This is a genomic window from Rhodococcus sp. F64268 (assembly GCF_023015605.1).
GTDB lineage: Bacteria > Actinomycetota > Actinomycetes > Mycobacteriales > Mycobacteriaceae > Rhodococcus.
In genome coordinates this window covers 452769-475402 of the sequence record NZ_JALKAI010000002.1, presented here as the reverse complement: position 1 = coordinate 475402, position 22634 = coordinate 452769, and the positions used below count along the sequence as shown (strand labels likewise).

Here is a 22634-nt window from a genome sequence, read left to right as displayed (position 1 = left end):
AAAGGACGACGATGAACTACGCACACGAGGACCCAGCACTCCAGGCAGTGCTCGACCAGTGGATCGGCGAACCCGACCGTGAACTCACCGAGCGTCTTCTCGACCGCCTGGGTGCGGACGCTGCACAGCGACTCGACGCACTCGCCACCACCGCCAATGCGCACCCCCCGACACTGCGCCAATACGACCACGATGGTGAGCGCATCGACACCATCGACTACCACCCCGCCTATCTGGAACTGTGTCGCGCTGCCTACTCGGAGTACGGGCTCTCCGCACTCTCGCATCGCCCCGTCCACGGCTGGACGGACGTGCCCCCGCACCTCGTCAAATACCTCGCGTCGTACCTGTTCGTGCAGGCCGAGTTCGGGCTCGCATGCCCGGTGTCGATGACAGATGCCGCTGCCCGCACGCTGCGCATGTTCGGCGATCCCGACGTGTTCGGGCCCTACATCGACGGACTGACCTCCACGGACCCGGACGCGGCGCTGACCGGCGCGATGTTCATGACCGAGACGCAGGCCGGAACCGACATCGCGCAGACCGAGACCCGTGCCGAACACGACGGCACCGAGTGGCGCCTGACGGGCCGTAAATGGTTCGCCTCCAACCCGGACGCCGACGTCATCGTCACGCTCGCTCGGTTCCCGGGCGGCACCGAGAATTCCACACGCGGCGTGGGAATGTTCATGGTGCCCAAGCGACTTCCCGACGGAACGCGGAACTCGTACACGATCGATCGGCTCAAGGACAAACTCGGCACCCGCTCGATGCCCAGCGGTGAAGTCACGCTGCACGGCGCATACGCCATACAGGTCGGTGAACTCGACCGCGGTTTCCGTCAGATGACCGAGATGCTCAACACCTCCAGGCTCTCCAACGCGATGCGCTCCAGCGCGCTCATGCGCCGCGCTCTGCGGGACGCGGTCGAGCACACCCGGGTACGGGAAGTGTTCGGCAAGAAACTGTTCGACCAACCGCTCATGCGCGCGACACTGCTGCCGCTCGCACTCGACGCCGAGGCAGCGCTCGCACTCGTCGCCTACAGCGGCGCCACCCTCGACCGTGCCGACCGCGGTGACGACGCTGCACGCAGCATCGTCCGGATCCTCACCCCCGTCGCGAAGCACTACATCTGCAAGCGGGCACGCACTGTCACCGGCGAGGCGATGGAGATCCGCGGCGGCAACGGATACATCGAGGACCGGGTGTTCGCGCGACTCGTCCGCGACTCGCACCTCGGGTCGATCTGGGAGGGCTCGAGCAACGTCATCGCCCTCGACGTCCTGCGCTCCATGCGCAAGAACGGTGCACACCGCGACCTGGCGGTAGCGATGCGCGCGATGCTCGACTCCGCGGGAGGCGACTGCGCACCTGCCGTCCAGGAACTGCGGGAACGGTGGGATGTGCTCGAGGCCAAGGGGGAGGAACTGCTCGCGGGCGACGACGTGCGCGCTCAAACCCTCTGTGCCACCTACACGGACGATCTCGCGCGTACCGTGATGGCCACGCTGCTCGTCGACCTCGCGTCCGGCCACATCGCCCGTGGTCGTGGATACCGGTCGCTGCTGGTGGCCAATGCTTACCTCAGCGGCCTGGCCGGCGAACCGAATGCCGTCGCGCTGGCACACCTCGATGTCGTCGTCGACGGCACCGATATCGACCCGTCCGTTGCGCACGCCGCGGCGACGGACTCACTCGCAGGAGCACACTGATGACCGACAATCCCGTCACCGGACCGGCGCCCCTCGCCGGCGTCAAAGTGGTCGATCTGTCCAAGATCCTCGCCGGACCCTACGCAACGATGTCGTTCGCCGACCTCGGTGCCGATGTCACCAAAGTGGAACATCCCGATGGCGGCGACCCCACACGCACGTGGGGCCCACCTTTCGTCGGGGACGACGCCACCTACTATCTCGCGGTCAACCGCGGCAAGAAGTCGGTGACCCTCGACCTGAAATCGGAGGAGGGACAGCGGATCGTCCACCGCATGCTCGAGGACGCCGACGTCGTCGTCGAGAACTTCAAACCGGGCAGCGGGCTGCAGAAGATATTCGACTACCGCGCATTGTCGGAACGGCACCCGCACCTCGTCGTCCTGCACATTTCGGCGTTCGGCGACGAAGGGCCCCTGGCAGACCAGCCGGGCTACGACATGGTCGCCCAGGCGGCAGGCGGACTGATGTCGTTGACCGGCGAGCCGGGTGGGGCGCCTATGAAGGCCGGTTACGCGATGGGTGACCTCGGCGCAGCCCTGTTCGGTGTGATCGGCGTGCTCGCGGCCCTGGTCGAACGGAGCCGAACCGGACGTGGCCAGTACGTCACCACCTCGCTGTTCGAATGCCAGCTCGCGATGCACGTCAACTGGGCCACCAACTACTTCGCGACGAAACAGCGTCCGCATGCACTCGGCTCAGCGCATCCCAACCTTGCTCCGTACCAGGCATATCCGGCCAGTGACGGCTACTTCGTCGTCGCGGTCGGCAACGACGGATTGTGGGATGCCCTGTGCCGGGCGATGGGTCGCGCAGAACTTGCGACCGACCCGCGGTTCCACCGCAACCGAGACCGCATCGAACACCGGGACGAGCTCGAACAGGTGCTCACCGCGGTGTTTGCCGCGCACACCGTCGAGTACTGGTGCCGGGTACTCGAGGAACACGCGGTGCCGGTCTCGCCGATCCGGCACCTCGACGAGATCTACGACGACCCGCACACCGCCGCGATCGGCATGATCGGCACCGTCGACCACGCGTCGGGTCCGCTCGAACAGATTGCTTTCCCCGTCAACTTCGGGGGAGTGCGACCCCGGCTGCGCTCGGCGCCACCGGTGCACGGCGAGCACACCGACGATGTGCTGGAGAAGTATCGGACCGTCCCCGTCTGACATTTGTCCTGATTCGGGTATCTGGTATCGGGAGGACGGCGATGTGGCGCGTGCGTCGTTTCCTCATGGGCCCCACATCCACCATCCCCATGTCGATTGCGGACAGCGGGAGATGGATGTGGACGCTCAGACGAGTGTTGCGTTGTATGCCGCGAGGTGGGATCTGATCAACTCTGTCCCGGCGCGGTCATCGAGCTTGATCGGGCCCCGGGACACGGTCATCAGCTCATGCAGCCTCACACCTGCATGGGGTGTGATCGTCATGATGACGGAGAACTTGTCCTCGTCGTTGCGTGCCCGGTACTTGATGCCGAGCGCGCCGTCGGTCCCGCGCAGGATGGATGCTGCCCAGTCTCGGGTGGTCCGGTAGTCGACGGGGTCGCATTTCGTCAGCCAGGTGTCTTGGCCGATCGCTGCCAGATGAGAGCCGTGCAGCAGTGCGACCGGGACATCGTCGGTGACGGTGACCTGGGACAGGACTCGACCGGCCAGCTTGGCCTTCCTCAGGATTCTGGGAACGTGATCATCCAACGGGAGCGACCGGCAGTAGGTCTCCGCTATGCACGTGGAGATGTCCTCCCCGAAATAGGTGTAGTGGTACGACCCGTCGGACGAGTCGAACCGTCCGCCTCCCGCTCCCGCCGGGGTCGGATTCAGGGTCAAAGCCCCCCGGTCCGGGTCGCCGGAGTGGATACGCCAGAGCGTGGTTCCGGCGGTGAGCGACCCGATGTGCGCGGTGACCGATGCCGGTGGTGGGCGGTTAGGCAAGGTCGTCCGCGATCTCGGCATCCAGCAACGCGCGCACGGCGTCGAGCGATCCCTCATTCAGAAGTTGGGCCGGAGACTTGCGATCTTCGGCCGACGGGTTGGGTGAGAGCCACCATGACGCGACACCCCACGGGTCATCTCGGGCGCCGAGATTCACGTTGCCTTCCCGCGCTACCTGATTCGCCTCGTCGGACTGCGAGAACTGAAACGCCGGATACCGGAACTTCCCGGCCCGTTTGAGTCCGATGACTTCGCCTTTGGTGCTGAGTTTGCGTAGCGCATCGCTGGGGTTGGCCCAGTTCTTGTTGTACTGGTTTGCGACCTCTTTGGCGGACAGGTGCGGGAACGACAGGATGTGTTCGACGGCGTCGCTCAGGACGGTCTTTTCGTCGAGGATGTCGTCCGATTCGATGAGTTCGAGGATCGGGTCGTCTCGATCGATCCGTCCGGCGAGCATGATGTGGCTGACCCTGTCGGCGATCAGGCGCATGCTTGGTCTTCTGTACAGCTCGGCTCGCATCCGGGCGATGAATTCGTGGTCGCTCATGCTGCTGCGCTGTTGTTGCGGATCGGGCTGGTAGCTCGATCCTGCAGGCTTGTGTGCCATGTCCCTCCTCGGTGCCCGGACGGGTGCCCTGAACCCGATTCTATATAGAAGTCTACCATAGATTTCTCGGGTGGTGGCAGGGGTCCCCGTCTGACATTTGTCATCGTGATCTTGTGACGGACGGGGATCGCGGCGCACCCCGCGACACAGCAGACTTCTGATCATGAACAACAGGGATGTCGCAGCCATCGAGCTGCACGACGTCGTCAAGAGTTTCCGGCCCCGAGGCGGCGACGAAGTACACGCCGTCGACCACCTCGACGTGACCGTGCGGCGCGGCGAAATCGTCGCGCTGCTCGGCCCGAACGGCGCGGGCAAGACCACCACTCTCGACATGGTGCTGGGCTTCACCGAACCCACCACCGGGGTGGTGTCGGTCTACGGGAAACCGCCACGGCACGCCATCGCCGCAGGCCAAGTCTCTGCGGTACTCCAGACCGGCGGGCTGCTGCGCGACCTCACCGTCCGCGAGACCGTGCAGATGATCGCCTCCACCTTCCCCGAACACCGCGACGTCGACGAAGTCCTCGAGCGGGCCGGGGTCACGAAGCTCGCAAGCCGGATGGTGTCGAAATGTTCGGGCGGTGAACAGCAACGACTGCGCTTCGCCCTCGCCCTGCTGCCCGACCCCGACCTGATCGTCCTCGACGAACCGACTGCGGGGATGGACGTCGGTGCCCGCCGCGAATTCTGGTCCACCATGCACGCCGAAGCCGACGCCGGACGCACCGTCGTCTTCGCCACCCACTACCTCGAGGAAGCCGACGCGTTCGCCGACCGCATCGTCATGATCGCCGACGGACGTGTCGTCGCAGACGGCCCGACATCCGAGATCCGCACGATCGCCGCGGGACGGGTCGTCTCGGCCGACATCGCCCACGGACGCGAAGATGCGATGTACGCCGCGCTGAAGTCGCATCCCGGCGTCGCCGACATCTCGGTGATGGGTAACCGGATCGAAATCAGGGCAACCGATTCCGACGACGTGGCCCGCATGCTCCTCGTCGACCTCGGCGCTACGAACCTCGAAATCACCGGTGGTTCACTCGAAACCGCGTTTCTCGCACTCACCGAGAAGGTGCCCGCATGACCACTACGTTCATTCGCCTCGAGTTGCGCCGCAAGTTCCGTGATTACGTGAGCGTCTTCTTCATCGCGGTCCTGCCCGCCTTCTTCTACATCATTTTCGGTGCATCGCAGTCGTATTCGTCCGAATCGGCCGGCCACGGCAACGTCGCCATGTACATCATGATCTCGATGGCCGCGTACGGCGCGGTCACCGCGACCACCGGAATAGGCGGGATGGCCGCCGTCGAACGCATGCAGGGGTGGGGACGTCAACTCGGTCTGACGCCGCTGACAGACGCCGGGTTCGTCGCGATGAAGGCCACTGTCGCGCTGGTGTTCGCCGCGATCCCCATCGCTCTGATCTTCATCCTCGGTGTGTTCACGGGAGCATCGGGGGAGTGGAGCGCCTGGATCCTGAGTTCGATCGCTGTGCTCGTCGGCGCTGCCGTGTTCTCCGTGTACGGCCTGATGTTCGGTCTCGCATTCCGATCGGAAGCGGCTGTCGGGGCCGCGAGCGGCAGCCTGGTGGTTCTCGCGTTCCTCGGCAACATCTTCGTTCCCCTCTCCGGCACGATGCTCGCCATCGCGAAGTTCACGCCGCTCTACGGCTACGTGGCGCTCGCCCGGTACCCTCTGACCGAGGGCGTCCTGATCGACAGCAACGGCAACCCGCTACCTGCCGAACCGCTGTGGGTACCGGCGCTCAACTTGTCGGTGTGGGCGGTGATCTTCGTGGTTCTCTCGACCTACCTGGTGAAACGAGGGCGGGGCCGGCAGTGACCGAAAGCGGACGAACGGACGAGGACCCGTGGGCTCGATTCGGATGGTTCATGGCCACCGTCTGGCTCCTGTTCCTGATCTACCCTCTGTCCGAGGTGCTGACCACAGGATCGACCCTCGGCAGGGCGCTCGGCAGTGCAGGCATCGCCGCATTCGCGATCGTGTACATCCACGGATTCCGTTCGCTCTATACCGAGAAGACACCCCCGGCCCGCATCGCGGCCGTCCACCTCCCGCTTCTGGTGCTGCTGATCGGCGCCGTGAGCCTGCACATCGGTACGGACGCACTGGGTATGAGTGCATTCGTCGTGTCCTTCGCGATGTTCACGCTGACGTTCGTGCCCAGGATGATCGTCCTTGTCGTCGTCGCCGCTGTATGCCTGCTGGTTCCGTGGTGGAACGGGACCCTTCGTGACGACTTCTTCTATACGTTGATCGTCGTGCTGGTGGGTGGGATCACCGCCGTGATCCGCGCGGTCGGCGACCGCGACGACGAGTACAACGCACTGCGCAACGAACTCGTGATCGCCGACGAACGCGACCGCGTCGCCCGCGACGTGCACGACGTCCTCGGCCACAGTCTCACCGCGGTCACCGTCAAAGCCGAACTGGCCGAACGACTCGTCGACGCCGACCCGCAGCGCGCGAAGGCGGAGCTCGCTGCGATCCGTTCCCTCACCCGTGAAGCCCTCGGTGAAGTACGGGCCACGGTCACAGGGCTGCGGGTTGCGCGGCTCGGCGACGAACTCGACCGCGCAACCGCCGCACTCGGCGACGCCGGGATCGACGTCGAAATGCGCGGCGACGCCTCCGTCGTCGACCCCCGCTATCGCCTTGTGCTCGGCTGGGCGCTGAGGGAAGCGGTCACCAATGTGGTGCGGCACAGCAACGCGCAGCACTGCGAGATAGACCTCGACGGACATTCGTTGCGCGTCACCGACGATGGTGTGGGCACCGACGGCATTCGCGAGGGCAACGGCCTGCGAGGTCTACGCGACCGAGTGCGATCGGCAGGCGGGAAATTCACCGTAGGTGCAGGGCCCGCGGGGGTAGGCACAGAGCTGAAGGTGGAGTTCGGATGATTCGCGTGTTGTTGGCCGACGACCAGGCGCTCGTGCGTGGTGCGTTGGCGGCCCTGCTCGGACTCGAAGGCGACATCGACGTCGTCGCCGAAGTGGGCAGAGGCGACGAGGTCGTCGACGCCGCACGGTCGAGCAACGCCGAGGTGTGCCTGCTCGACATCGAAATGCCGGGGCTCGACGGGATCACGGTGGCCGGGGAACTCGCCCGCGAACTTCCCGGCGTGCGGTCGCTGATCGTCACCACCTTCGGCAGACCCGGCTACCTGCGCTCTGCCCTCGAAGCGGGTGCGTCGGGGTTCGTCGTCAAGGACACGCCCGCCGCCGAACTCGCCGAAGCGGTGAGGCGAGTTCGGCGAGGCGAACGTGTCGTGGATCCGGCGCTGGCTGCCGAGTCCATCGCCGGTGGCAACAATCCACTCACCGACCGCGAACGCGACGTGCTGCGCGCGGCACTGGACGGTGTCCCGGTCGCCGCGATCGCCTCTGTTGTGCACCTGTCGCAGGGGACGGTGCGCAACTACCTGTCGTCGGCGATCGGGAAGACGGGGACGACGACAAGGGTCGAAGCGGCACGGCGAGCCCAGCAGAACGGGTGGATCTGAGCGTGACGCCCGTGCTGGGACGACGTCGGCTATTCCGTCCGACCATCACCCCGGGGTGCTTATCCGTACCTTGCAAGCGCACGCAGCCGTACCCAATCGACCGGAGGCGATGACGGCTTGGTGCCCGGGCGCTCACGGGGCACCCGCACCCGCAACGCCCCCGGCTCGATCGTGCACCGCACCGGCGTGGTCAACAAGAGAGACTCACCGTCCACCCCCACCGAGATCTCGGGTGTGTCGGCGTCGATGATCACCTCGGACGTCTCGTGCTGGGTCAGGCCGCGCGCATGGGCTCGTCGTAGCAGGGAGACTGCCTGGCCGGCGCCGGCGACCGACACCGTCACGACGCCGAGCAGCCCCCGGTCGAGCCGGTCCCGGCGACTCATGCCCGCGAGGTCGCTTCCGCCGTAACGGTTGTTGCTCACCAGCACGGCCTGCGGGGAGCGGACGGTGACGTCGCCGATCTGCGCGACCAGATTCGGGCCGGACTGTCCGGCAAGCAGATCCGGAAGCATCTTCAGCACGGTCCGAGTCTTGTCGTCTCGGTAGGCGGGGCTACGTACCACCTCGGCGTACACACCGAACGACGCGTTGTTGACGAACGCCCGCCCGTTGATCCGCCCGAGATCGATGCGAATGTCGACGCCGTCGCGGAGCGCATCGAGGCACCGCGTGGGATCGTCGCGATCGAGCCCGAGGTCCATCGCGAAATGATTGCGTGTCCCGGCGCTGATCACCATGAACGGCACCCGAAACTCGGCGGCGACCGCAGCGACACGTGCCTGGGTACCGTCGCCGCCGGCAACGCCGAGCAGATCTGCGCCGTTCATGACTGCCCGGCGGGCGAGTTCATCGACGGCGGAAAAGTTCGTCTCGTCGAGCAGAACCACTTCGGCGCCGAGTTTCTCCGCTTTGTGCTGAAGATCGAACCGCGTGACCTTTCCACCCCCGGATCGGGGGTTCATGATGAGGAACGGGTGGCTCGGTGGTGTTGCCGGGATCTCCAACATCACCTCGTCAGAAGCCTTGCGTCGCAACGCTGCACGAGCGCAGGTCGTTGCGAGGACTGCGAGGATCAGCGACGCGATCACCACTGCGAGCAGATTCGCCCGGATGAAGAACACGAATACCGTCAGGGGTGCGAGCACCGCTACGGCCAGGGTTGCCCAGCGAAGCGCACCACGGCCGGCGAGGAACCAGTACAGGGCGGCCACGAAAACCACCGCACCGCCGACCCCGATGAGGAGAATCCCCATCGTGCTCAGCAGACCGGCGAACAGCACCGGGACGGCGACGGCGAGGAATGCGAGGGCGAAGGCAGCACGCGCCCACCAGCGCTGACCGGGTGTTCCGTTCTCGATGATCAGAGTTTCGGGCATGCCGGCCCACCTCTCGCACGCTGGCCCACGGTAGCTATCCGAGTATCGTGTTACGTCGGAATTGTGCCGTTATGCCGTCGAACCGTCCACAAAGGCGCACACTTGATTCCGTCCAATACATATTCGAGACGGGAACAGTCATGGCCGGAGAGCTGGATACCAAGCAGGCTGTCGCCAAGGGAACTGCCATGGGCGCAGCAATTCTTCTTGTCACCGTCGGTGTTCTGCAGATATTCCAGGGCATCGCGGCCATCGCCAAGGACGAAGTGTTCGTCACCGGCATCGAGTACATCTACAAGTTCGACTTCACCACGTGGGGATGGATCCACCTGATCCTCGGCATCCTCGTCACGCTGACGGGTCTGGTTCTGTTCACGGGCGCTCTCTGGGCGCGGTTCGCGGCGATCTGCATCCTCTGCTTGTCGATCGTCGCCAACTTCCTGTGGCTGCCCTACTACCCATGGTGGTCGATCCTGATCATCGCACTCGATGTCGTCGTCATCTGGGCAATCGTGACATGGAACCCTGACCGGGTTGATTCCGGCCAGGTCTGATCGGGCGAGTGCCGATGTCCGCTTCCGGTGTGGTCGCGCACCTGTCCCGTGAAGAGCGAGCACAGCGCGGTCGTGCTGCTCGGAAGGTGACTCCGTTGGAGTCGCTCGCCGAAGTCGACACGGATTCCGCACGCGACCCGATCGGTTTGCTCGAGCAGCAGGCGATGTCACGAGTCCGGGAGCTCGTGCCGGTGCGGTACGGGCGGATGTCGGCGTCGCCCTTCCCGTTCTATCGGGGTGCGGCCCTCGTGATGGCCGACGACTTGTCACGCACCCCGAATTCGGGTCTGCACACGCAACTGTGCGGGGATGCGCATCTGAGCAATTTCGGGATCTTCGCGACTCCGGAACGCAAGCTGGCGTTCGACGTCAACGATTTCGACGAAACCTACCCCGGCCCGTTCGAATGGGATGTCAAGAGGTTGGTGGCGAGCCTGGCCGTCGCGGGTCTCGAGAACGGGTACCGCCGTAAGCACATCAAACGGATCACGCGGGCGTGCGCCGCCGAGTATCGGGAGACGATGCTCGTCCAGGCGGGGCGCGGCAATCTCGCGGTGTGGTACTCGCACATCGAGCCGACGACCGATCTCGTCGAGCTGCGGGACGTACTCGACACGACGATGAAGAAACGCACCCGCAAGATGCTCGAGAAGTCCAAGACCCGCGACAGCGTCCAGGCGTTGAGCAAACTCACCGAGGTCGTGAACGGAGAGCGGAAGATCATCCACAATCCGCCGCTGATCGTTCCGCTGGAAGAAGCGCTCGCCGTGGGTGACACCGCGGCGCTGTACGAAGAGTTGCATCAGCGCATGCACGCGTACCGGTCGACGTTGCAGTGGGACCGTCGCGTTCTGCTCGAACAATTCGAGTTCGTGCAGGCGGCCCGCAAGGTCGTCGGTGTCGGTAGCGTCGGTACCCGGGCGTTCATCTTCCTGCTGGTCGGCGCCGACGACGGAGACCCGCTGTTCCTGCAGGCGAAAGAAGCGCAGAAGTCGGTGCTGTCCGGATACGTCGACGGCCCGATGTTCCAGAACGAAGGCGAACGGGTCGTCAACGGCCAGCGGCTGATGCAGGCGACCAGCGACATCTTCCTCGGCTGGGAACAGGGGCCCGGCGTCGACGGTGTACGACGCGACTTCTACCTACGGCAGTTGCGCGACGGCAAGGGGTCGGCCGCGGTCGAGGTCATGTCGCCGGAAGGTCTGGCTCTGTACGGACGGCTGTGCGGACGGACCCTGGCCTACGCGCACGCCCGCAGTGGCGACCGCATCGCCATCGCCGAATACCTCGGATCAGGAACCGAATTCGACGAGTCGATGATGGCATTCGCGAAAACGTACGCGGCGCGCAACCTCGAGGATCATGCGCTGCTGGTCGACGCGATCGGTCAGGGAAGGATCACCGCCCGACCCGGCCTCTGAGACGAGTGATCGCGCAGAGCCGGTCCCTACGGCTTCGCGTCGGTGCTTTCGGTCGTAGGCTGCTCGGCCGGACGCTCTTCGTCCGCACGAACCGGACGGGCGAAGCACAGGGAAGCAACGAACCCGATGGCCAGCACCGCCGCAGGCAGCAGTGTCGACTCGGCCATCGCCGAGCTGAAACCGTCGCGGACGAATTCGGGGATCTCGCCGGACATGCCCTCCATGCCGCCGCCCCCACCGGACAGCCCGTTGGCAGATAGGCGCGCGGTGATGAGGGCGCCGATGGCTGCACTGCCGAGGACAGCCCCGACCTGCCGGGTCGTGTTGTAGATGCCTGAGCCCGCGCCGGCCTGGTGCGGCGGCAGGTTGCGTGTCGCGGTCGCGGCGAGCGGCGACCAGATGAAGGCGTTGGCGATGCCCATCAACGAGATCGGCAGCAGTAATTCCCAGATCGCGACGTGCGGGGTCATCACCAGTGCCAGCCATGCCAGCGAAATTGCGAGCATCAGGAACCCGGGTGCCGCGATGTAGCGCGGATGCGTGCGGTCCACCAACTTGCCGACGAACGGGGCGAGCACACCGGACAGCACAGCCATCGGCACCATCAGCAGAGCGGATCCGGTCGGGGACAGTTCGCGCACACTCTGCGCATAGAACATCAGGGGCAGCATCATCGAGGTGATCGAGAAGCCCATCGACGTGATCGCGATGTTGGCCATCGAGAAGTTGCGGTCGCGGAAGAGGACCAAGGGGAGCAGGGGTTCGTCCTTGTTGCGCGACTGGTTCCAGACGAACAGCGCGAGCAGGACGAGTCCGGACCCGATCATCAGCCAGATCCGCAGCGACCAGTCGTAGGTGTTGCCCTCCTGCAGACCGAACACGAGAAGGAACATGCCCGCAGCGCTCAGCACGACACCCGGAATGTCGAATTTGTGCGGGTGTGTCTCGAGTGCGGGGACGTACCGCATCGCGGCGAGGAAGGCGATGACGCCGACCGGCACGTTGACGATGAAGATCCATTCCCAGCCGAGACCGTCGACGAGGATGCCGCCTGCCAGTGGGCCGACCAGTGTTGCGACGCCTGCGGTCGCGCCCCACAGGCCCATCGCCGTGCCGCGCTTGTCGGGCGGGAAGGTGCGGGTGATGACGGCCATCGTCTGCGGGGTCATCATGGCGGCGCCGAAACCTTGGAACACCCGCGCGATGATCAGCATTTCGATACTGCCGGACAGGCCACACCACAGAGACGCCACCGTGAACAGTGCAAGGCCTGTCAGATACAGCCTCTTCGGGCCGTAACGGTCGCCGAGGCGCCCGGTGATCAACAGGGGCACTGCGTACGCCAGGAGGTAGGCGCTGGTGACCCAGACGACGCTGTTGATGTCGGCGGAGAAGGCTTCGAGGATTGCCGGATTCGCCACCGCAACGATGGTGGTGTCGACGAGGATCATGAAGAAGCCCAGGCACAGCGCCCACAGCGCAGGCCAGGGCCTGGCGTAGGTGTGCTGCTGGCTCGTATCGGTCACGCGCTGTTCCTCACCGTTCGTTTCGTCTCGGCGACCGGCGAGCAAGGTAATCGTCCGGAACGATCAACGGCACCCGGCCACGGAAGCTCAGACGCATCAACGTACACCCACCATCGGACAACGTACGGACGCTCGCACACGAGGGTTCCGCATTCAGGAACGAGGGTTCGGCATGGGCGACGATTCGCTCACACCCGAGGGGGGCTCGCCTCGCGCGGAGCGCCGCTGGACTGCATCGGCGTTCGTCCTGGCTGCGATGGCCGTGCCGTTCCTGTTGCCCGCGCGCTATTCGCCGGGCACCGACTGGTTCCTGCCTGCGATCGAAGGTTTTGTGCTCCTCGCGCTGATTGTCGTCGATCCGGGCCGGATCGACCGGCCCGGACGATGGGTACGGGCGTTGTCGATTGCGCTCGTGGTGGTGATTGCCGCAGGCGCGGCGTGGGGTGCGGGGCGACTCGTATGGGATCTGCTCCACGGCGCCCCGCAGACAACGGTGCCGAACGAGTTGCTCGTGGCGGGAGCATTGGTGTGGCTGCAGACCGTGCTCGCGTTCGCCTTTCTGTACTGGGAACTCGACGGCGGTGGACCCGTGACCCGCCATCTTCGGCCACCGGCCCATCCCGATCTGGCGTTTCCCCAGCAGGTTGATCCGCGCCTCGCGGCGCCCGGATGGCGGCCGATCTTCGTCGACTACCTGTACTTGGCCCTGACCAACGCGACCGCGTTCAGTCCGACCGACGTCATGCCGCTGGCACGGTGGGCGAAGCTCACGATGGCGGTGCAGTCGCTTCTGTCGATTGTCATCCTCAGTCTCATGGTGGCAAATGCAGTGAACCTGCTCGATTGAGACTCGGCCGAGCTGCCACGTCCGCGCGGCGCAAATCGGATGTTTCGGGCGGACCGGGGCGGTGCTGTGGCATACCACAAAATCAGGCCGCGATCAGGGTGACGAACCCTGGGTCGAGGGGGATGATATTCACATGAGCGCCACCGCGGAGGATCAGGGTATATCCCGAGTGATCCAGCAGTTGAGCAGCCGTTTCCCCCAAGTTCCCGTCGCAGATATCGAGACGCTGGTCGCCGACCTCAGGGCCGAATTCGATGGTCGCAAGATCAGAGAGTTCGTGCCGTTGTTCGTCGAACGTCGAGCACGTGTCCTCCTGTCGGGGATGCCGGCGCCCGGCTGAGTTCGCCCGGGCGGGGATGTACACCGGCCGTTCGCGCGATGCTTCTCGCGGTTTGCCCGTCGCTCACATCCGTTGCGTAACAAGTCAGGTATGCGCTGCGCAGTGTTCGGAACAGGGTACTTGGGAGCGACGCACGCGGCCTGCATGGCCGAGCTCGGGCACGACGTGCTCGGAGTCGACATCGACGCCGGCAAGATCGCGAAGCTCGAAGCAGGTGAGGTGCCGTTCTACGAGCCGGGCCTGGCCGAGTTGCTCCGCCGCAATCTCGAGGCCTGTCGCCTGGCCTTCACCACCTCGTACGAGGACGCGGCAGCGTTCGCCGAGGTCCACTTCATCTGTGTCGGGACGCCGCAGAAGCAGGGGGAGTACGCGGCGGATCTGTCACACGTCAACGCCGTCGTCGACGCACTGAGCCCGCTCCTCACCGAGCCTGCGTTGATCGTCGGCAAATCGACGGTGCCGGTCGGGACGGCAGTCGACCTCGCAGCACGGGTGCGCGCTGCGGCACCGGCCGACATCGAACTCGTATGGAATCCCGAGTTCCTCCGCGAAGGGTTCGCGGTGCAGGACACCCTGTCGCCGGATCGTCTCGTGTGCGGAGTGGAGCGCAAGGGCGCAGGGCGCGGCGAAGCGATTCTGCGCGACGTGTACGCGACGCTGATCGACCGCGGCGTGCCCTTCCTCGTCACCGACCTCGGCACTGCGGAACTCGCGAAATCGTCGGCGAATGCCTTTCTCGCCACGAAGATCTCGTTCATCAACGCAATCGCCGAGGTCTGCGAGGTCGCAGGGGCCGACGCCGTCGAACTCGCCGACATCCTCGGACACGACGAACGGATCGGCCGGCGCTTCCTGGGCAGCGGGCTGGGATTCGGTGGCGGATGCCTGCCGAAGGACATCCGTGCCTTGATGGCCCGCGCCGGTGAACTGGGCGCCAATCAGGCGCTGCATTTCCTGCGCGAGGTCGACAGCATCAACATGCGTCGACGGACACGGATGGTGGAACTGACGAGACGAGCGTGTGGCGGCTCGGTCCTCGGCGCACGAATCGCGGTTCTCGGAGCAGCCTTCAAACCGGGCTCCGACGACGTCCGCGACTCTCCGGCGCTCAACGTCGCCGGTCAACTGCAGCTCGAGGGCGCTGCGGTGACGGTGTTCGATCCGCAGGCAATGGACAACGCCCGACGGGTGTTTCCGACCCTCGGTTACGCGACGAGCGCCATCGAGGCATGCACTCGGGCGGACGCGGTGCTCGTGCTCACCGAGTGGCCCGAGTTCCGTGACCTCGACGCGACGGCGGTCGCGTCGGTCGTCAACACCAAGTCGGTGCTCGACGGTCGGGCGTGCCTCGACCGAGAAATGTGGGAAAGCGCCGGATGGGCCTATTCGAGGCTGGGCGTCGCAGTTTGATGGTTACTTCACGTATTTGATAGTTACTTCACGTAACTGTCACGCGAGGTTCGGCGTGGCGAACCCGGAGCGATGCCGACCCGAGTGATATGGAAAAACCTATTGGGTACCATCGTCCGGGTGCGAGGTGCCGGGGGTGGCTGACAGCCGGCGCGACAAACGACTGTCGAAGGCGGCTGATGAGTTCGGTTCTCGGGGTAACCGTGGGGGAAAGCGCCGTCCGGATTGTGCGTCCTATCGACCGGACTGCACCGTCGGCGGGATTCCAATTCCAAGTGGTGGAGGCGGGCAAGGACGAGCCCACTCGGCTCGCTGCCCGCACACTCGGGGTGCTGAGCCAGACCGGTATCGCCGGGGAGCCGATCGATGCGTTGGGCATCGTCTACCGTGACGAGGCTCAGGCCGAGCGTATTCGCGCGGCGCTTGCCGTCGAGCACCTGAGCAATTTCACGCTCGTCTCCGAACCGGAAGCAGCGCTCGCGTACCTGCAGGCGACCGGTGAGCTGGGCAGCGACACCGCCGTGTTCTACGACCTCGGCGACTCCGGTCTCACCGTCACCATCGTCGATCTCGGCCTCCGTGAGGTTCTTGCCGAACGCACCGACACCATCGGGGGCCGCATCTTCGATCAGGTGATCCGCGAGCACCAGCTCGATACCAACGGTGTGTGGCGGCCTGACGACCCGGCGACCGACGACGAACTGTCGGCGCAATGCCGGGAGGCAAAGGAGAAGTTGTCGGCGACCGACAGTGTCGCCGTGCCCGGTGCAGCCGGTGTCGTGCTGATGTCGCGCGACACGTTCGACCCGCTCATCGCTCAGTGTGTGGAGTCGTCGGCGCAGTTCGTGCACCATGTCATCGCCCGTTCGGGCCGCAATCCCGACGCGGTCGTCCTGCTGGGCGGGGGCGCTCACATCCCGCTCGTGCAAGAAGTCCTGCGCTCGTGGATCGGGCTTCCGCTGGTCGTGCCCCACGAGCCCGAACTCGTGCTCGCCAAGGGCGGTGCGATTCTCGCCGGCAAACCGTCGGCCCCGCAGTCGGTGAGCTCCCTGACCCGCATCGTTCCGCCCGCGGCGGACATGTCGGCGGTCACCGAGCAGATCCCGGTGGTCACCGCGCCGGTGCAACCTTCCGCTCAGCCGGAACCTGCCGCCACGGTGAAGAAGTCGTGGATCGGCGCGCTGAGCCACCGAGGACCCGAGGTGAGTGGCAAGCAGATCTCCGGCGCCGGTCTCGCCGGAACCGCGCTGGCCGTGGTCGCGGTGATCGGCGTGAGCCTCGGTGCAGGTAACGGCCTGTTCTCCGGATCATCCGACGACGACGGAGCCAGCCCCACCGAGACGTTCGTGACGCCCACGACGTCGCGCAGCGTCCCGCGTCCGCAGCCTGCCGTCGCACCGGCCACCGTCACCACCACACCTCCCGTCACCACGACGGTGACGCAGAGCGAACACCGCCCGGTTCCCCCGTCGCCGGAGCCCTCGCCGCCACCGCCGCCGCAGCTGATCCCGGGAGTTCAGCTTCCCGTCATCGAGCTGCCGACGATCGAGCTGCCGCCGCTCCCGCAGATCCAGCTTCCGGGGCTCTGAGCGAGCTTCCTCCGTTTGCTCGGGTTTCCTCGGGTCGTGAGGGAAGGGGAAGCCGGGTTGGTGGGGGAAGGATTATCCACAGGCGCCGGAGTTATCCACAATGTCGCCTTTGCTCGGTTTTCGGGGCTCGTTTTGGGGCAGGCTCACTGTATGCCGGATCCCACACCGCTCACCCGCGCCCTCCTTCGTTCACGCGGCGTCTCCGACGACCGCATCACCTACGCGATTCGGAACGGAAGTCTCGCACCGATAGCGCGCGGACTGTATCTCCGTCGGATCGACTACGACGCGCTCGACGCCTTCGGCCACCATCGCGTCCGCGCCAGGCATGAAGGGTCCCGACTCCAGCCCGGTCACGCGCTCAGTCATGTCTCCGCGGCCCTCGTCCACGGATTCGACGTGTGGGATGTCGACCTGAGCCGGATACACGTTTCGGGGAGCAAGGGGCGGATTACCGAAAGCACGTATCGGCACCAGACCCGATTCTCCGACGGGGACCTCGTCGACATCGGTGTTCCTGTCACCTCGACGGAGCGGACCATCGTCGACCTCGCCCGGTCACTGCCTTTCGAGCAGGCAGTGGTTGCGGGAGACTCCGCGCTGAGGCTCGATCCTTCCGCCCGAGATCGGCTTCCCGACGCCGTGCTCTCCGCATCGTGGGGCCATGGCGCGGCGGCTGCCCGCGCGGTCGTCTCGTTCCTCGACGGGCGCAGCGAAAGTGTCGGTGAGTCCCGGTCGCGGGTACGCATCGCCGAGTGCGGCCTACCGACGCCGATCCTGCAGCAGGCCGTCCGGGCTCGCGATGGACGCACCTACCGTCTCGACTTCTTCTGGAAGGACAGCGGAGTCATCGGTGAGTTCGATGGTCTCGGCAAATACGACGACCGTCGCGACCTGGTGGCGGAGAAGCGACGCGAAGACGCTCTACGCGAGCTCGGATTCCAGGTCGTCCGCTGGACATGGCGCGACCTGGACCGATTCGACGCCGTCGCCGCCTGCATCACACGCGCGGGCAAGAGCCGAAAGCATGCGTGACGCAAATCTTCCCCCAACAATCCGGTTTCCCGTTCCCTCACGACCCGAGGAAACCCGAGCGACCGGAGGAAGATTTGTCACCGTGAGTGGCGGCCGGCGGGTGCGGCCGGGGCGCCGGTGCGAGCGAGCACCGCGGCGATGCCGGTGGTGAGCGGCACCGACAGTGTCAGCGCGATACCACCGACACACGCGCGAACCACCTCGATGGCGACGGCGTCGCCGGTGAGCACATCCGACACCGACCGGCCCGCGACGGAGAACAGGAGCAGAAGCGGCAGTGCGCCACCTGCGTAGGCGAGGACGAGGGTGTAGACGGTGCTGGCGATGTGATCGCGGCCCACGCGCATCGCCGACACGAAGATCTCTCGACGGGAGGCCCGCGGGTCGAGGCCTGCAAGCTCGAACGCCGACGACGCCTGGGTGATCGTCACGTCGTTGAGTACACCGAGCGAACCGATGATGAATCCGGCGAGCAGCAGCCCTGTGATCGACACCTGCTCGATATAGAGCTGTACGTCGGTGTTCTGTTCTTCCGACAGGCCCGTCAGGTGCGTCATCTCGATCGCGACATACGACAACACCGCAGCCAGGGCCATCGACGCGAGGGTGCCGAGGAGTGCGGAGCTCGTCCGCAGATTGACGCCGTGTGCGAGATACAGCACCGCGTAGAGGATCAGCGAACCACCCACCAGCGCGACCGGGACGGCAGGCTGCCCGTCGAGCAACGCCGGGAGCATGAACATCACGAGGACGCCGAATGCGACACCGAGCCCGATCAGGGCGCGCAGACCGCGCCACCGGGCGACCACGATGACGACGATCGCGAACGCCGCGACGATCAGCGTGAGCGGCAATCCGCGGGCGAAGTCGTAGAACGAGTACACCGTTGCGCCGCTCGGATCGGTCTGGCGCACCAGGCGGATCGAATCGCCGCTGTGCAATTCGGGTTGGCCGGGGCCCGGAATGACTTCGAGCAGAGTGCGGGTACCGGCGTTGGGGCCCGACTCGATGTCGATGACACTGCGCTCGCATTCGAACGACTCGGTCGGCGGCGGCGTGGGCTCACCCGTGAACACCCGGCCCATCGACGCGCTTCCGCACCACCCGCTGCTCTGCTCGACGACCGTTCCGGCCTCGGTGACGACGGCGCCGCCGTCGGAGGTCTGGAACGGCGCGGGAATGTCGACGGATTGCTCGCTCGGCCAGAGCATCGCCGTGCCGACGAGCACCACCGCGCCGATCGCGACCAGGAGGCCGACGACGATCCTTGCGGCGAGGGGAGCGAGTGGAGCGGGTCCGTCGAAGTGGCCGTGTCCGTGCCCGTGTCCATGACTCACCGCAACAGGCTAGCCATAGCCGGAAAGAAGATCCGTGTCGGGGGAGAAAGGGCTGGTGGTGGCGGGGAGCAGGGGGTGTCCCCGCCACCTTCACCTGGCTTCGCACAGGGGGGGATGGCGTGAGCCAGGGAGCCCGGCACTCGAGGTGCCGATGACCAAGGTACTTGTAGTTTCACCAATCGGGGAAGCTGTTTACCGTGTGGGTCTGGTCACCCTAGGGCAATTCGCTGGCGTCGATTCGGGTAGACCTCCTGCGACCTGGTATTTTCCGAGCCAGGACTGCCCAGATATCCGTTTGGCAACGATTCCTACTGCTTGTAGCTGGAGAGGAAGTTGCCGAATCGCTCGATCGCCACCGCAAGGTCGCGTGCCCACGGCAACGTCACGACGCGCAGGTGATCGTGGTTCGGCCAGTTGAAGCCCGTGCCCTGCACCATGAGGATCTTTTCCTGCAACAGCAGATCCTGGACGAGTTTCTCGTCATCGTGGATTTCGTACACCTCGGGATCGAGCCTCGGGAACGCGTACAGCGCGCCGCGCGGCTTGACGCAGCTGACGCCGGGGATCGCGTTGAGACGTTCCCACGCGACGTCGCGCTGCTCGAGGAGGCGCCCGCCGGGAAGCACCAGATCGTCGATGCTCTGGTAGCCACCGAGCGCCACCTGGATCGCGTGCTGTGCCGGGACGTTGGGGCACAGGCGAGTGGAGGCGAGCAGATCGATGCCTTCGAGGAACCCGGACGCGTGCTCTTTGGGACCGGTGATAACCATCCAGCCCGACCGGTACCCGGCTACCCGGTAGGCCTTCGACAGGCCGTTGAACGTCAAGCACAGCAGATCGGGAGCCAGCGTCGCCAGCGAGATGTGCTTGGCGTCGTCGTAGAGGATCTTGTCGTAGATCTCGTCGGCGAGCAGCAGCAGCTGATGTTTGCGGGCGAGTGCGACCAGCCGGGTGAGGACCTCCGCCGAGTACACCGCGCCGGTGGGGTTGTTCGGATTGATGACGAGCAGCGCCTTGGTCTTCTCGGTGATCTTCGACTCGATGTCGTCGATGTCCGGGTTCCAGTCGTTCGTCTCGTCGCACAGGTAGTGGACGGGGGTGCCGCCTGCGAGCGACGTCATCGCCGTCCACAGGGGGTAGTCCGGCGCGGGGATGAGGACTTCGTCGCCGTCGTCGAGCAGCGCCTGCATCGTCATGGTGATGAGCTCGGACACGCCGTTGCCCAGGTAGACGTCGTTGATGTCGAACTTGGGGAAGCCCGGCACCAGCTCGTAGCGGGTGACGATCGCGCGGCGCGCGGAGGCGATACCGCGTGATTCGGAGTAGCCCTGCGCGTGGGGGAGCGACGCGATCATGTCCTGCACGATCGTGTCGGGGGCTTCGAATCCGAACGGAGCGGGGTTGCCGATGTTCAGCTTGAGGATGCGGTGACCTTCGGCTTCGAGCCGCGAGGCATGGGCGTGTACCGGCCCACGGATCTCGTACAGCACGTTCTGGAGCTTGGACGACTGTTCGAGTGTGCGTGTCATCCGATGATGAAGTTGGCCCTGATCCTCGTTGTTCACGGGGACCATCGTGCCACTGCCCAGCAAACGATTTTCACCCGGTTTTCCACGACACGCGAAATCTGTCGAAACTCGGGGGCGACGTTTGTCCGTATCAGTGCAATGATTGGGGCTCCATGCAAGATCTGCTTCGTCGGGGAGATGAAGCGGGACGATTTAGGAGTACTCGGAATGGCGCAGGGAACAGTCAAGTGGTTCAACGCAGAGAAGGGGTTCGGCTTCATCGAGCAGGACGGTGGCGGAGCTGACGTCTTCGTGCACTACTCCGAGATCTCGGGTTCGGGCTTCAAGAGCCTCGACGAGGGTGCACGCGTCGAGTTCGAGATCGGACAGGGGCAGAAGGGGCCGCAGGCTCAGGGCGTCCGCGTCATCTGACTCGACCCACAGTTTCTGTCGGCGGCGTTGCATCGTGAGATGCGGCGCCGTCGTCGTGTAGGTCGTGGTCAGTGGTGGCCCCTGTGCGTTGGGGCACAAACCTGCAGGGGATTGCTGCAGATGGGGTGAGTTTCGGTAACATCTACCCGCGTCGGGGGTCACAGAGATCAGCTTATTTCTGTGGGCAAGCAGGGATCGTGCTCGGGGGATTCTCCCGGGTGGCTTGGAGCGGGTTGATCGTGTCAGTGACAAGGGGAGGAAGCTCTGCTGCGCACAGCCAGCAGCGGCGCAGCAACCAGCGGCAATGGCGTGACCCCAAGCGATATCTGTGGCTGTACGGCCTGGCCATCCCGCTGAGTCCTTTTCTCGCGTGGCTCTTGGTCCACTATCTGCATCTCGGAGTTTTCTGGGCGACCGGCGCCATCATGATCGCCGTCATCTGCCCGCTCGTGGACCGTTTCACGAGACTTGACACCAGTAATCCGCCGGAAGAGGTCATGAAGGATCTCGAGAACGACAGGTATTACCGGCGTTGCACCTATGTGTATCTGCCACTGCAGTACGCGGGACTGGTCTTCGGCTGCTGGTTGTGGGTGTCACAACCGATGGGCTGGGCCGAACGGTTCGCCTTGGCCGCGACACTCGGCATCGTCGGTGGCGTCGGAATCAACGCGGCGCACGAGATGGGCCACAAGCGAACGAAGATCGAACGACGACTCGCGAAGATTGCCCTCGCCCAGTCGTTCTACGGCCATTTCTACGTCGAGCACAATTTCGGTCATCACATCCGTGTCGCGACTCCGGAAGATCCCGCGACCGCACGCTTCGGTGAGAGCTACTGGAAGTTCCTTCCGCGGTCCGTGATGGGAAGCTTGACGTCGGCGTGGAAATACGAGCGCGCGCGACTGGCCCGGCGCGGTGTGTCGACGTGGAATCCGAAAAACAACAACGTCCTGAACGCGTGGCTGCTGAGCGCGGCGCTCTACGCCGCCCTCATTGCCGCGTTCGGCTGGCAGATCGCGCCGTGGCTCGTCGTGCAGGCCGTGATGGCGATCATGTTCCTCGAGGGTGCCAACTATCTGGAGCATTACGGGCTGCTGCGCCGCAAGCGGGACGACGGCAAGTATGTGCGGGTGGCACCTGAACACAGCTGGAACAGCAACCACATGTGTTCCAACCTGTTCTTGTACAACCTTCAGCGACACAGTGACCACCACGCCAACCCGATGCGTCGCTACCAGACATTGCGGTCCATGGAGGATGCGCCGCAGCTTCCCGCGGGATACGCCGTCCTGATCATCTTGTCGTTGTTCCCGCCGCTGTGGCGTCGCGTCATCGATCCGAAGCTTCTCGAGCACTACGACTACGATCTGAGTCGTATCAACATGGATCCGGTCAAAGTGGATGCACTGCTTGCGCGGTACGGACAGCCCGGTAATCCTGTAACAGGAAGATGAGTTTG

21 protein-coding genes are annotated in these 22634 nt (G+C 65.1%); 15 read left to right on the top strand and 6 right to left on the bottom strand.

Features of this window, described 5'->3' with window-relative positions; translation table 11 throughout:
- Positions 1 to 11 precede the first annotated feature (11 nt).
- Together MWU77_RS06585 and MWU77_RS06580 are read left to right on the top strand one after the other, a co-directional pair.
- On the top strand, positions 12 to 1715 hold the full coding sequence (locus MWU77_RS06585; protein ID WP_247273219.1) for an acyl-CoA dehydrogenase family protein: 1704 nt from the start codon (positions 12 to 14) through the stop codon (positions 1713 to 1715).
- Positions 1715 to 2887, top strand: a complete 1173-nt coding sequence (locus MWU77_RS06580; RefSeq protein WP_169687103.1) for a CaiB/BaiF CoA-transferase family protein — start codon at positions 1715 to 1717, stop codon at positions 2885 to 2887. The genes MWU77_RS06585 and MWU77_RS06580 overlap by 1 nt, the downstream gene beginning before the upstream one ends.
- Before the next feature lie 126 nt (positions 2888 to 3013).
- Here MWU77_RS06580 and MWU77_RS06575 read toward each other — a convergent pair whose 3' ends face one another.
- Together MWU77_RS06575 and MWU77_RS06570 are read right to left on the bottom strand one after the other, a co-directional pair.
- Positions 3014 to 3655 carry an RES family NAD+ phosphorylase gene (locus MWU77_RS06575; protein ID WP_247273218.1) on the bottom strand — a complete coding sequence of 214 codons (642 nt, stop codon included), beginning with the start codon at positions 3653 to 3655 and terminating at the stop codon, positions 3014 to 3016.
- Entirely contained in the window at positions 3648 to 4262 is a 615-nt protein-coding gene (locus MWU77_RS06570; RefSeq protein WP_206039672.1) for a hypothetical protein, read from the bottom strand. Before MWU77_RS06570 ends, MWU77_RS06575 begins: the two co-directional genes overlap by 8 nt.
- A 163-nt stretch (positions 4263 to 4425) precedes the next feature.
- On the opposite strand from MWU77_RS06570, the gene MWU77_RS06565 reads away from it, so the two are divergent.
- From MWU77_RS06565 to MWU77_RS06550, 4 genes are read left to right on the top strand one after another with little or no spacing between them, the layout of a single operon-like run.
- The gene (locus tag MWU77_RS06565) at positions 4426 to 5352 is read left to right on the top strand and encodes an ABC transporter ATP-binding protein (RefSeq protein WP_169687101.1); all 927 of its coding nucleotides are present in this window, start codon (positions 4426 to 4428) and stop codon (positions 5350 to 5352) included.
- The gene (locus tag MWU77_RS06560) at positions 5349 to 6110 is read left to right on the top strand and encodes an ABC transporter permease (RefSeq protein ID WP_169687100.1); all 762 of its coding nucleotides are present in this window, start codon (positions 5349 to 5351) and stop codon (positions 6108 to 6110) included. The genes MWU77_RS06565 and MWU77_RS06560 overlap by 4 nt, the downstream gene beginning before the upstream one ends.
- A 50-nt stretch (positions 6111 to 6160) precedes the next feature.
- Positions 6161 to 7192 (top strand): sensor histidine kinase, encoded by a 1032-nt coding sequence (locus MWU77_RS06555; protein WP_247273217.1) that lies wholly within the window; start codon positions 6161 to 6163, stop codon positions 7190 to 7192.
- Positions 7189 to 7794 carry a response regulator transcription factor gene (locus MWU77_RS06550; RefSeq protein WP_169687098.1) on the top strand — a complete coding sequence of 202 codons (606 nt, stop codon included), beginning with the start codon at positions 7189 to 7191 and terminating at the stop codon, positions 7792 to 7794. The genes MWU77_RS06555 and MWU77_RS06550 overlap by 4 nt, the downstream gene beginning before the upstream one ends.
- 59 nt (positions 7795 to 7853) lie before the next feature.
- On the opposite strand, the gene MWU77_RS06545 is transcribed toward MWU77_RS06550, so the two are convergent.
- Positions 7854 to 9173, bottom strand: coding sequence for a diacylglycerol kinase family protein (locus tag MWU77_RS06545; RefSeq protein ID WP_169687097.1), 1320 nt, complete (start codon positions 9171 to 9173; stop codon positions 7854 to 7856).
- Positions 9174 to 9313: 140 nt separating this feature from the next.
- Here MWU77_RS06545 and MWU77_RS06540 point away from each other — a divergent pair, with 140 nt between their 5' ends.
- A complete protein-coding gene (locus MWU77_RS06540) occupies positions 9314 to 9727 on the top strand; it encodes a hypothetical protein (RefSeq protein WP_169687096.1) in 414 nt (137 codons plus the stop codon).
- 14 nt (positions 9728 to 9741) lie between these two features.
- Positions 9742 to 11148, top strand: a complete 1407-nt coding sequence (locus tag MWU77_RS06535; protein WP_169687095.1) for a DUF2252 domain-containing protein — start codon at positions 9742 to 9744, stop codon at positions 11146 to 11148.
- A 26-nt stretch (positions 11149 to 11174) separates the two neighbouring features.
- Here MWU77_RS06535 and MWU77_RS06530 read toward each other — a convergent pair whose 3' ends face one another.
- On the bottom strand, positions 11175 to 12674 hold the full coding sequence (locus MWU77_RS06530) for an MFS transporter (RefSeq protein WP_308198770.1): 1500 nt from the start codon (positions 12672 to 12674) through the stop codon (positions 11175 to 11177).
- Positions 12675 to 12846: 172 nt separating this feature from the next.
- On the opposite strand from MWU77_RS06530, the gene MWU77_RS06525 reads away from it, so the two are divergent.
- The 5 genes from MWU77_RS06525 (at position 12847) to MWU77_RS06505 (ending at position 17895) form a co-directional block, all read left to right on the top strand.
- On the top strand, positions 12847 to 13521 hold the full coding sequence (locus MWU77_RS06525; RefSeq protein ID WP_247273216.1) for a hypothetical protein: 675 nt from the start codon (positions 12847 to 12849) through the stop codon (positions 13519 to 13521).
- Positions 13522 to 13654: 133 nt separating this feature from the next.
- Positions 13655 to 13861 (top strand): three-helix bundle dimerization domain-containing protein, encoded by a 207-nt coding sequence (locus tag MWU77_RS06520; protein WP_169687093.1) that lies wholly within the window; start codon positions 13655 to 13657, stop codon positions 13859 to 13861.
- A 90-nt stretch (positions 13862 to 13951) separates the two neighbouring features.
- Complete coding sequence (locus MWU77_RS06515; protein ID WP_247273215.1) at positions 13952 to 15271, top strand: UDP-glucose/GDP-mannose dehydrogenase family protein; 1320 nt, start codon at positions 13952 to 13954, stop codon at positions 15269 to 15271.
- A gap of 179 nt (positions 15272 to 15450) precedes the next feature.
- Positions 15451 to 16860: an Hsp70 family protein gene (locus tag MWU77_RS06510; RefSeq protein ID WP_169687091.1), complete on the top strand. Its 1410-nt coding sequence runs from the start codon at positions 15451 to 15453 to the stop codon at positions 16858 to 16860.
- A gap of 150 nt (positions 16861 to 17010) precedes the next feature.
- Positions 17011 to 17895, top strand: coding sequence for a hypothetical protein (locus MWU77_RS06505; protein WP_247273214.1), 885 nt, complete (start codon positions 17011 to 17013; stop codon positions 17893 to 17895).
- Between the two features lie 77 nt (positions 17896 to 17972).
- On the opposite strand, the gene MWU77_RS06500 is transcribed toward MWU77_RS06505, so the two are convergent.
- Together MWU77_RS06500 and MWU77_RS06495 are read right to left on the bottom strand one after the other, a co-directional pair.
- The gene (locus MWU77_RS06500; RefSeq protein ID WP_247273213.1) at positions 17973 to 19232 is read right to left on the bottom strand and encodes a YibE/F family protein; all 1260 of its coding nucleotides are present in this window, start codon (positions 19230 to 19232) and stop codon (positions 17973 to 17975) included.
- Positions 19233 to 19540: 308 nt separating this feature from the next.
- A complete protein-coding gene (locus MWU77_RS06495) occupies positions 19541 to 20806 on the bottom strand; it encodes a pyridoxal phosphate-dependent aminotransferase (RefSeq protein ID WP_169687089.1) in 1266 nt (421 codons plus the stop codon).
- Positions 20807 to 20968: 162 nt separating this feature from the next.
- Here MWU77_RS06495 and MWU77_RS06490 point away from each other — a divergent pair, with 162 nt between their 5' ends.
- Positions 20969 to 21172 (top strand): cold-shock protein, encoded by a 204-nt coding sequence (locus MWU77_RS06490; protein WP_054807297.1) that lies wholly within the window; start codon positions 20969 to 20971, stop codon positions 21170 to 21172.
- A gap of 245 nt (positions 21173 to 21417) precedes the next feature.
- Complete coding sequence (locus MWU77_RS06485) at positions 21418 to 22629, top strand: alkane 1-monooxygenase (protein WP_169687447.1); 1212 nt, start codon at positions 21418 to 21420, stop codon at positions 22627 to 22629.
- Positions 22630 to 22634 lie beyond the last annotated feature (5 nt).

What these genes read in the sequence shown, in the direction of transcription:
- MWU77_RS06585 (WP_247273219.1), top strand. Translation starts at nt 12, where the DNA reads ATGAACTACGCACACGAGGACCCAGCACTCCAGGCAGTGCTCGACCAG.
- MWU77_RS06580 (WP_169687103.1), top strand. Translation starts at nt 1,715, where the DNA reads ATGACCGACAATCCCGTCACCGGACCGGCGCCCCTCGCCGGCGTCAAA.
- MWU77_RS06570 (WP_206039672.1), bottom strand. Translation starts at nt 4,262, where the DNA reads ATGGCACACAAGCCTGCAGGATCGAGCTACCAGCCCGATCCGCAACAA.
- MWU77_RS06565 (WP_169687101.1), top strand. Translation starts at nt 4,426, where the DNA reads ATGAACAACAGGGATGTCGCAGCCATCGAGCTGCACGACGTCGTCAAG.
- MWU77_RS06560 (WP_169687100.1), top strand. Translation starts at nt 5,349, where the DNA reads ATGACCACTACGTTCATTCGCCTCGAGTTGCGCCGCAAGTTCCGTGAT.
- MWU77_RS06555 (WP_247273217.1), top strand. Translation starts at nt 6,161, where the DNA reads ATGGCCACCGTCTGGCTCCTGTTCCTGATCTACCCTCTGTCCGAGGTG.
- MWU77_RS06550 (WP_169687098.1), top strand. Translation starts at nt 7,189, where the DNA reads ATGATTCGCGTGTTGTTGGCCGACGACCAGGCGCTCGTGCGTGGTGCG.
- MWU77_RS06545 (WP_169687097.1), bottom strand. Translation starts at nt 9,173, where the DNA reads ATGCCCGAAACTCTGATCATCGAGAACGGAACACCCGGTCAGCGCTGG.
- MWU77_RS06540 (WP_169687096.1), top strand. Translation starts at nt 9,314, where the DNA reads ATGGCCGGAGAGCTGGATACCAAGCAGGCTGTCGCCAAGGGAACTGCC.
- MWU77_RS06535 (WP_169687095.1), top strand. Translation starts at nt 9,742, where the DNA reads ATGTCCGCTTCCGGTGTGGTCGCGCACCTGTCCCGTGAAGAGCGAGCA.
- MWU77_RS06525 (WP_247273216.1), top strand. Translation starts at nt 12,847, where the DNA reads ATGGGCGACGATTCGCTCACACCCGAGGGGGGCTCGCCTCGCGCGGAG.
- MWU77_RS06520 (WP_169687093.1), top strand. Translation starts at nt 13,655, where the DNA reads ATGAGCGCCACCGCGGAGGATCAGGGTATATCCCGAGTGATCCAGCAG.
- MWU77_RS06515 (WP_247273215.1), top strand. Translation starts at nt 13,952, where the DNA reads ATGCGCTGCGCAGTGTTCGGAACAGGGTACTTGGGAGCGACGCACGCG.
- MWU77_RS06510 (WP_169687091.1), top strand. Translation starts at nt 15,451, where the DNA reads ATGAGTTCGGTTCTCGGGGTAACCGTGGGGGAAAGCGCCGTCCGGATT.
- MWU77_RS06505 (WP_247273214.1), top strand. Translation starts at nt 17,011, where the DNA reads ATGCCGGATCCCACACCGCTCACCCGCGCCCTCCTTCGTTCACGCGGC.
- MWU77_RS06495 (WP_169687089.1), bottom strand. Translation starts at nt 20,806, where the DNA reads ATGGTCCCCGTGAACAACGAGGATCAGGGCCAACTTCATCATCGGATG.
- MWU77_RS06490 (WP_054807297.1), top strand. Translation starts at nt 20,969, where the DNA reads ATGGCGCAGGGAACAGTCAAGTGGTTCAACGCAGAGAAGGGGTTCGGC.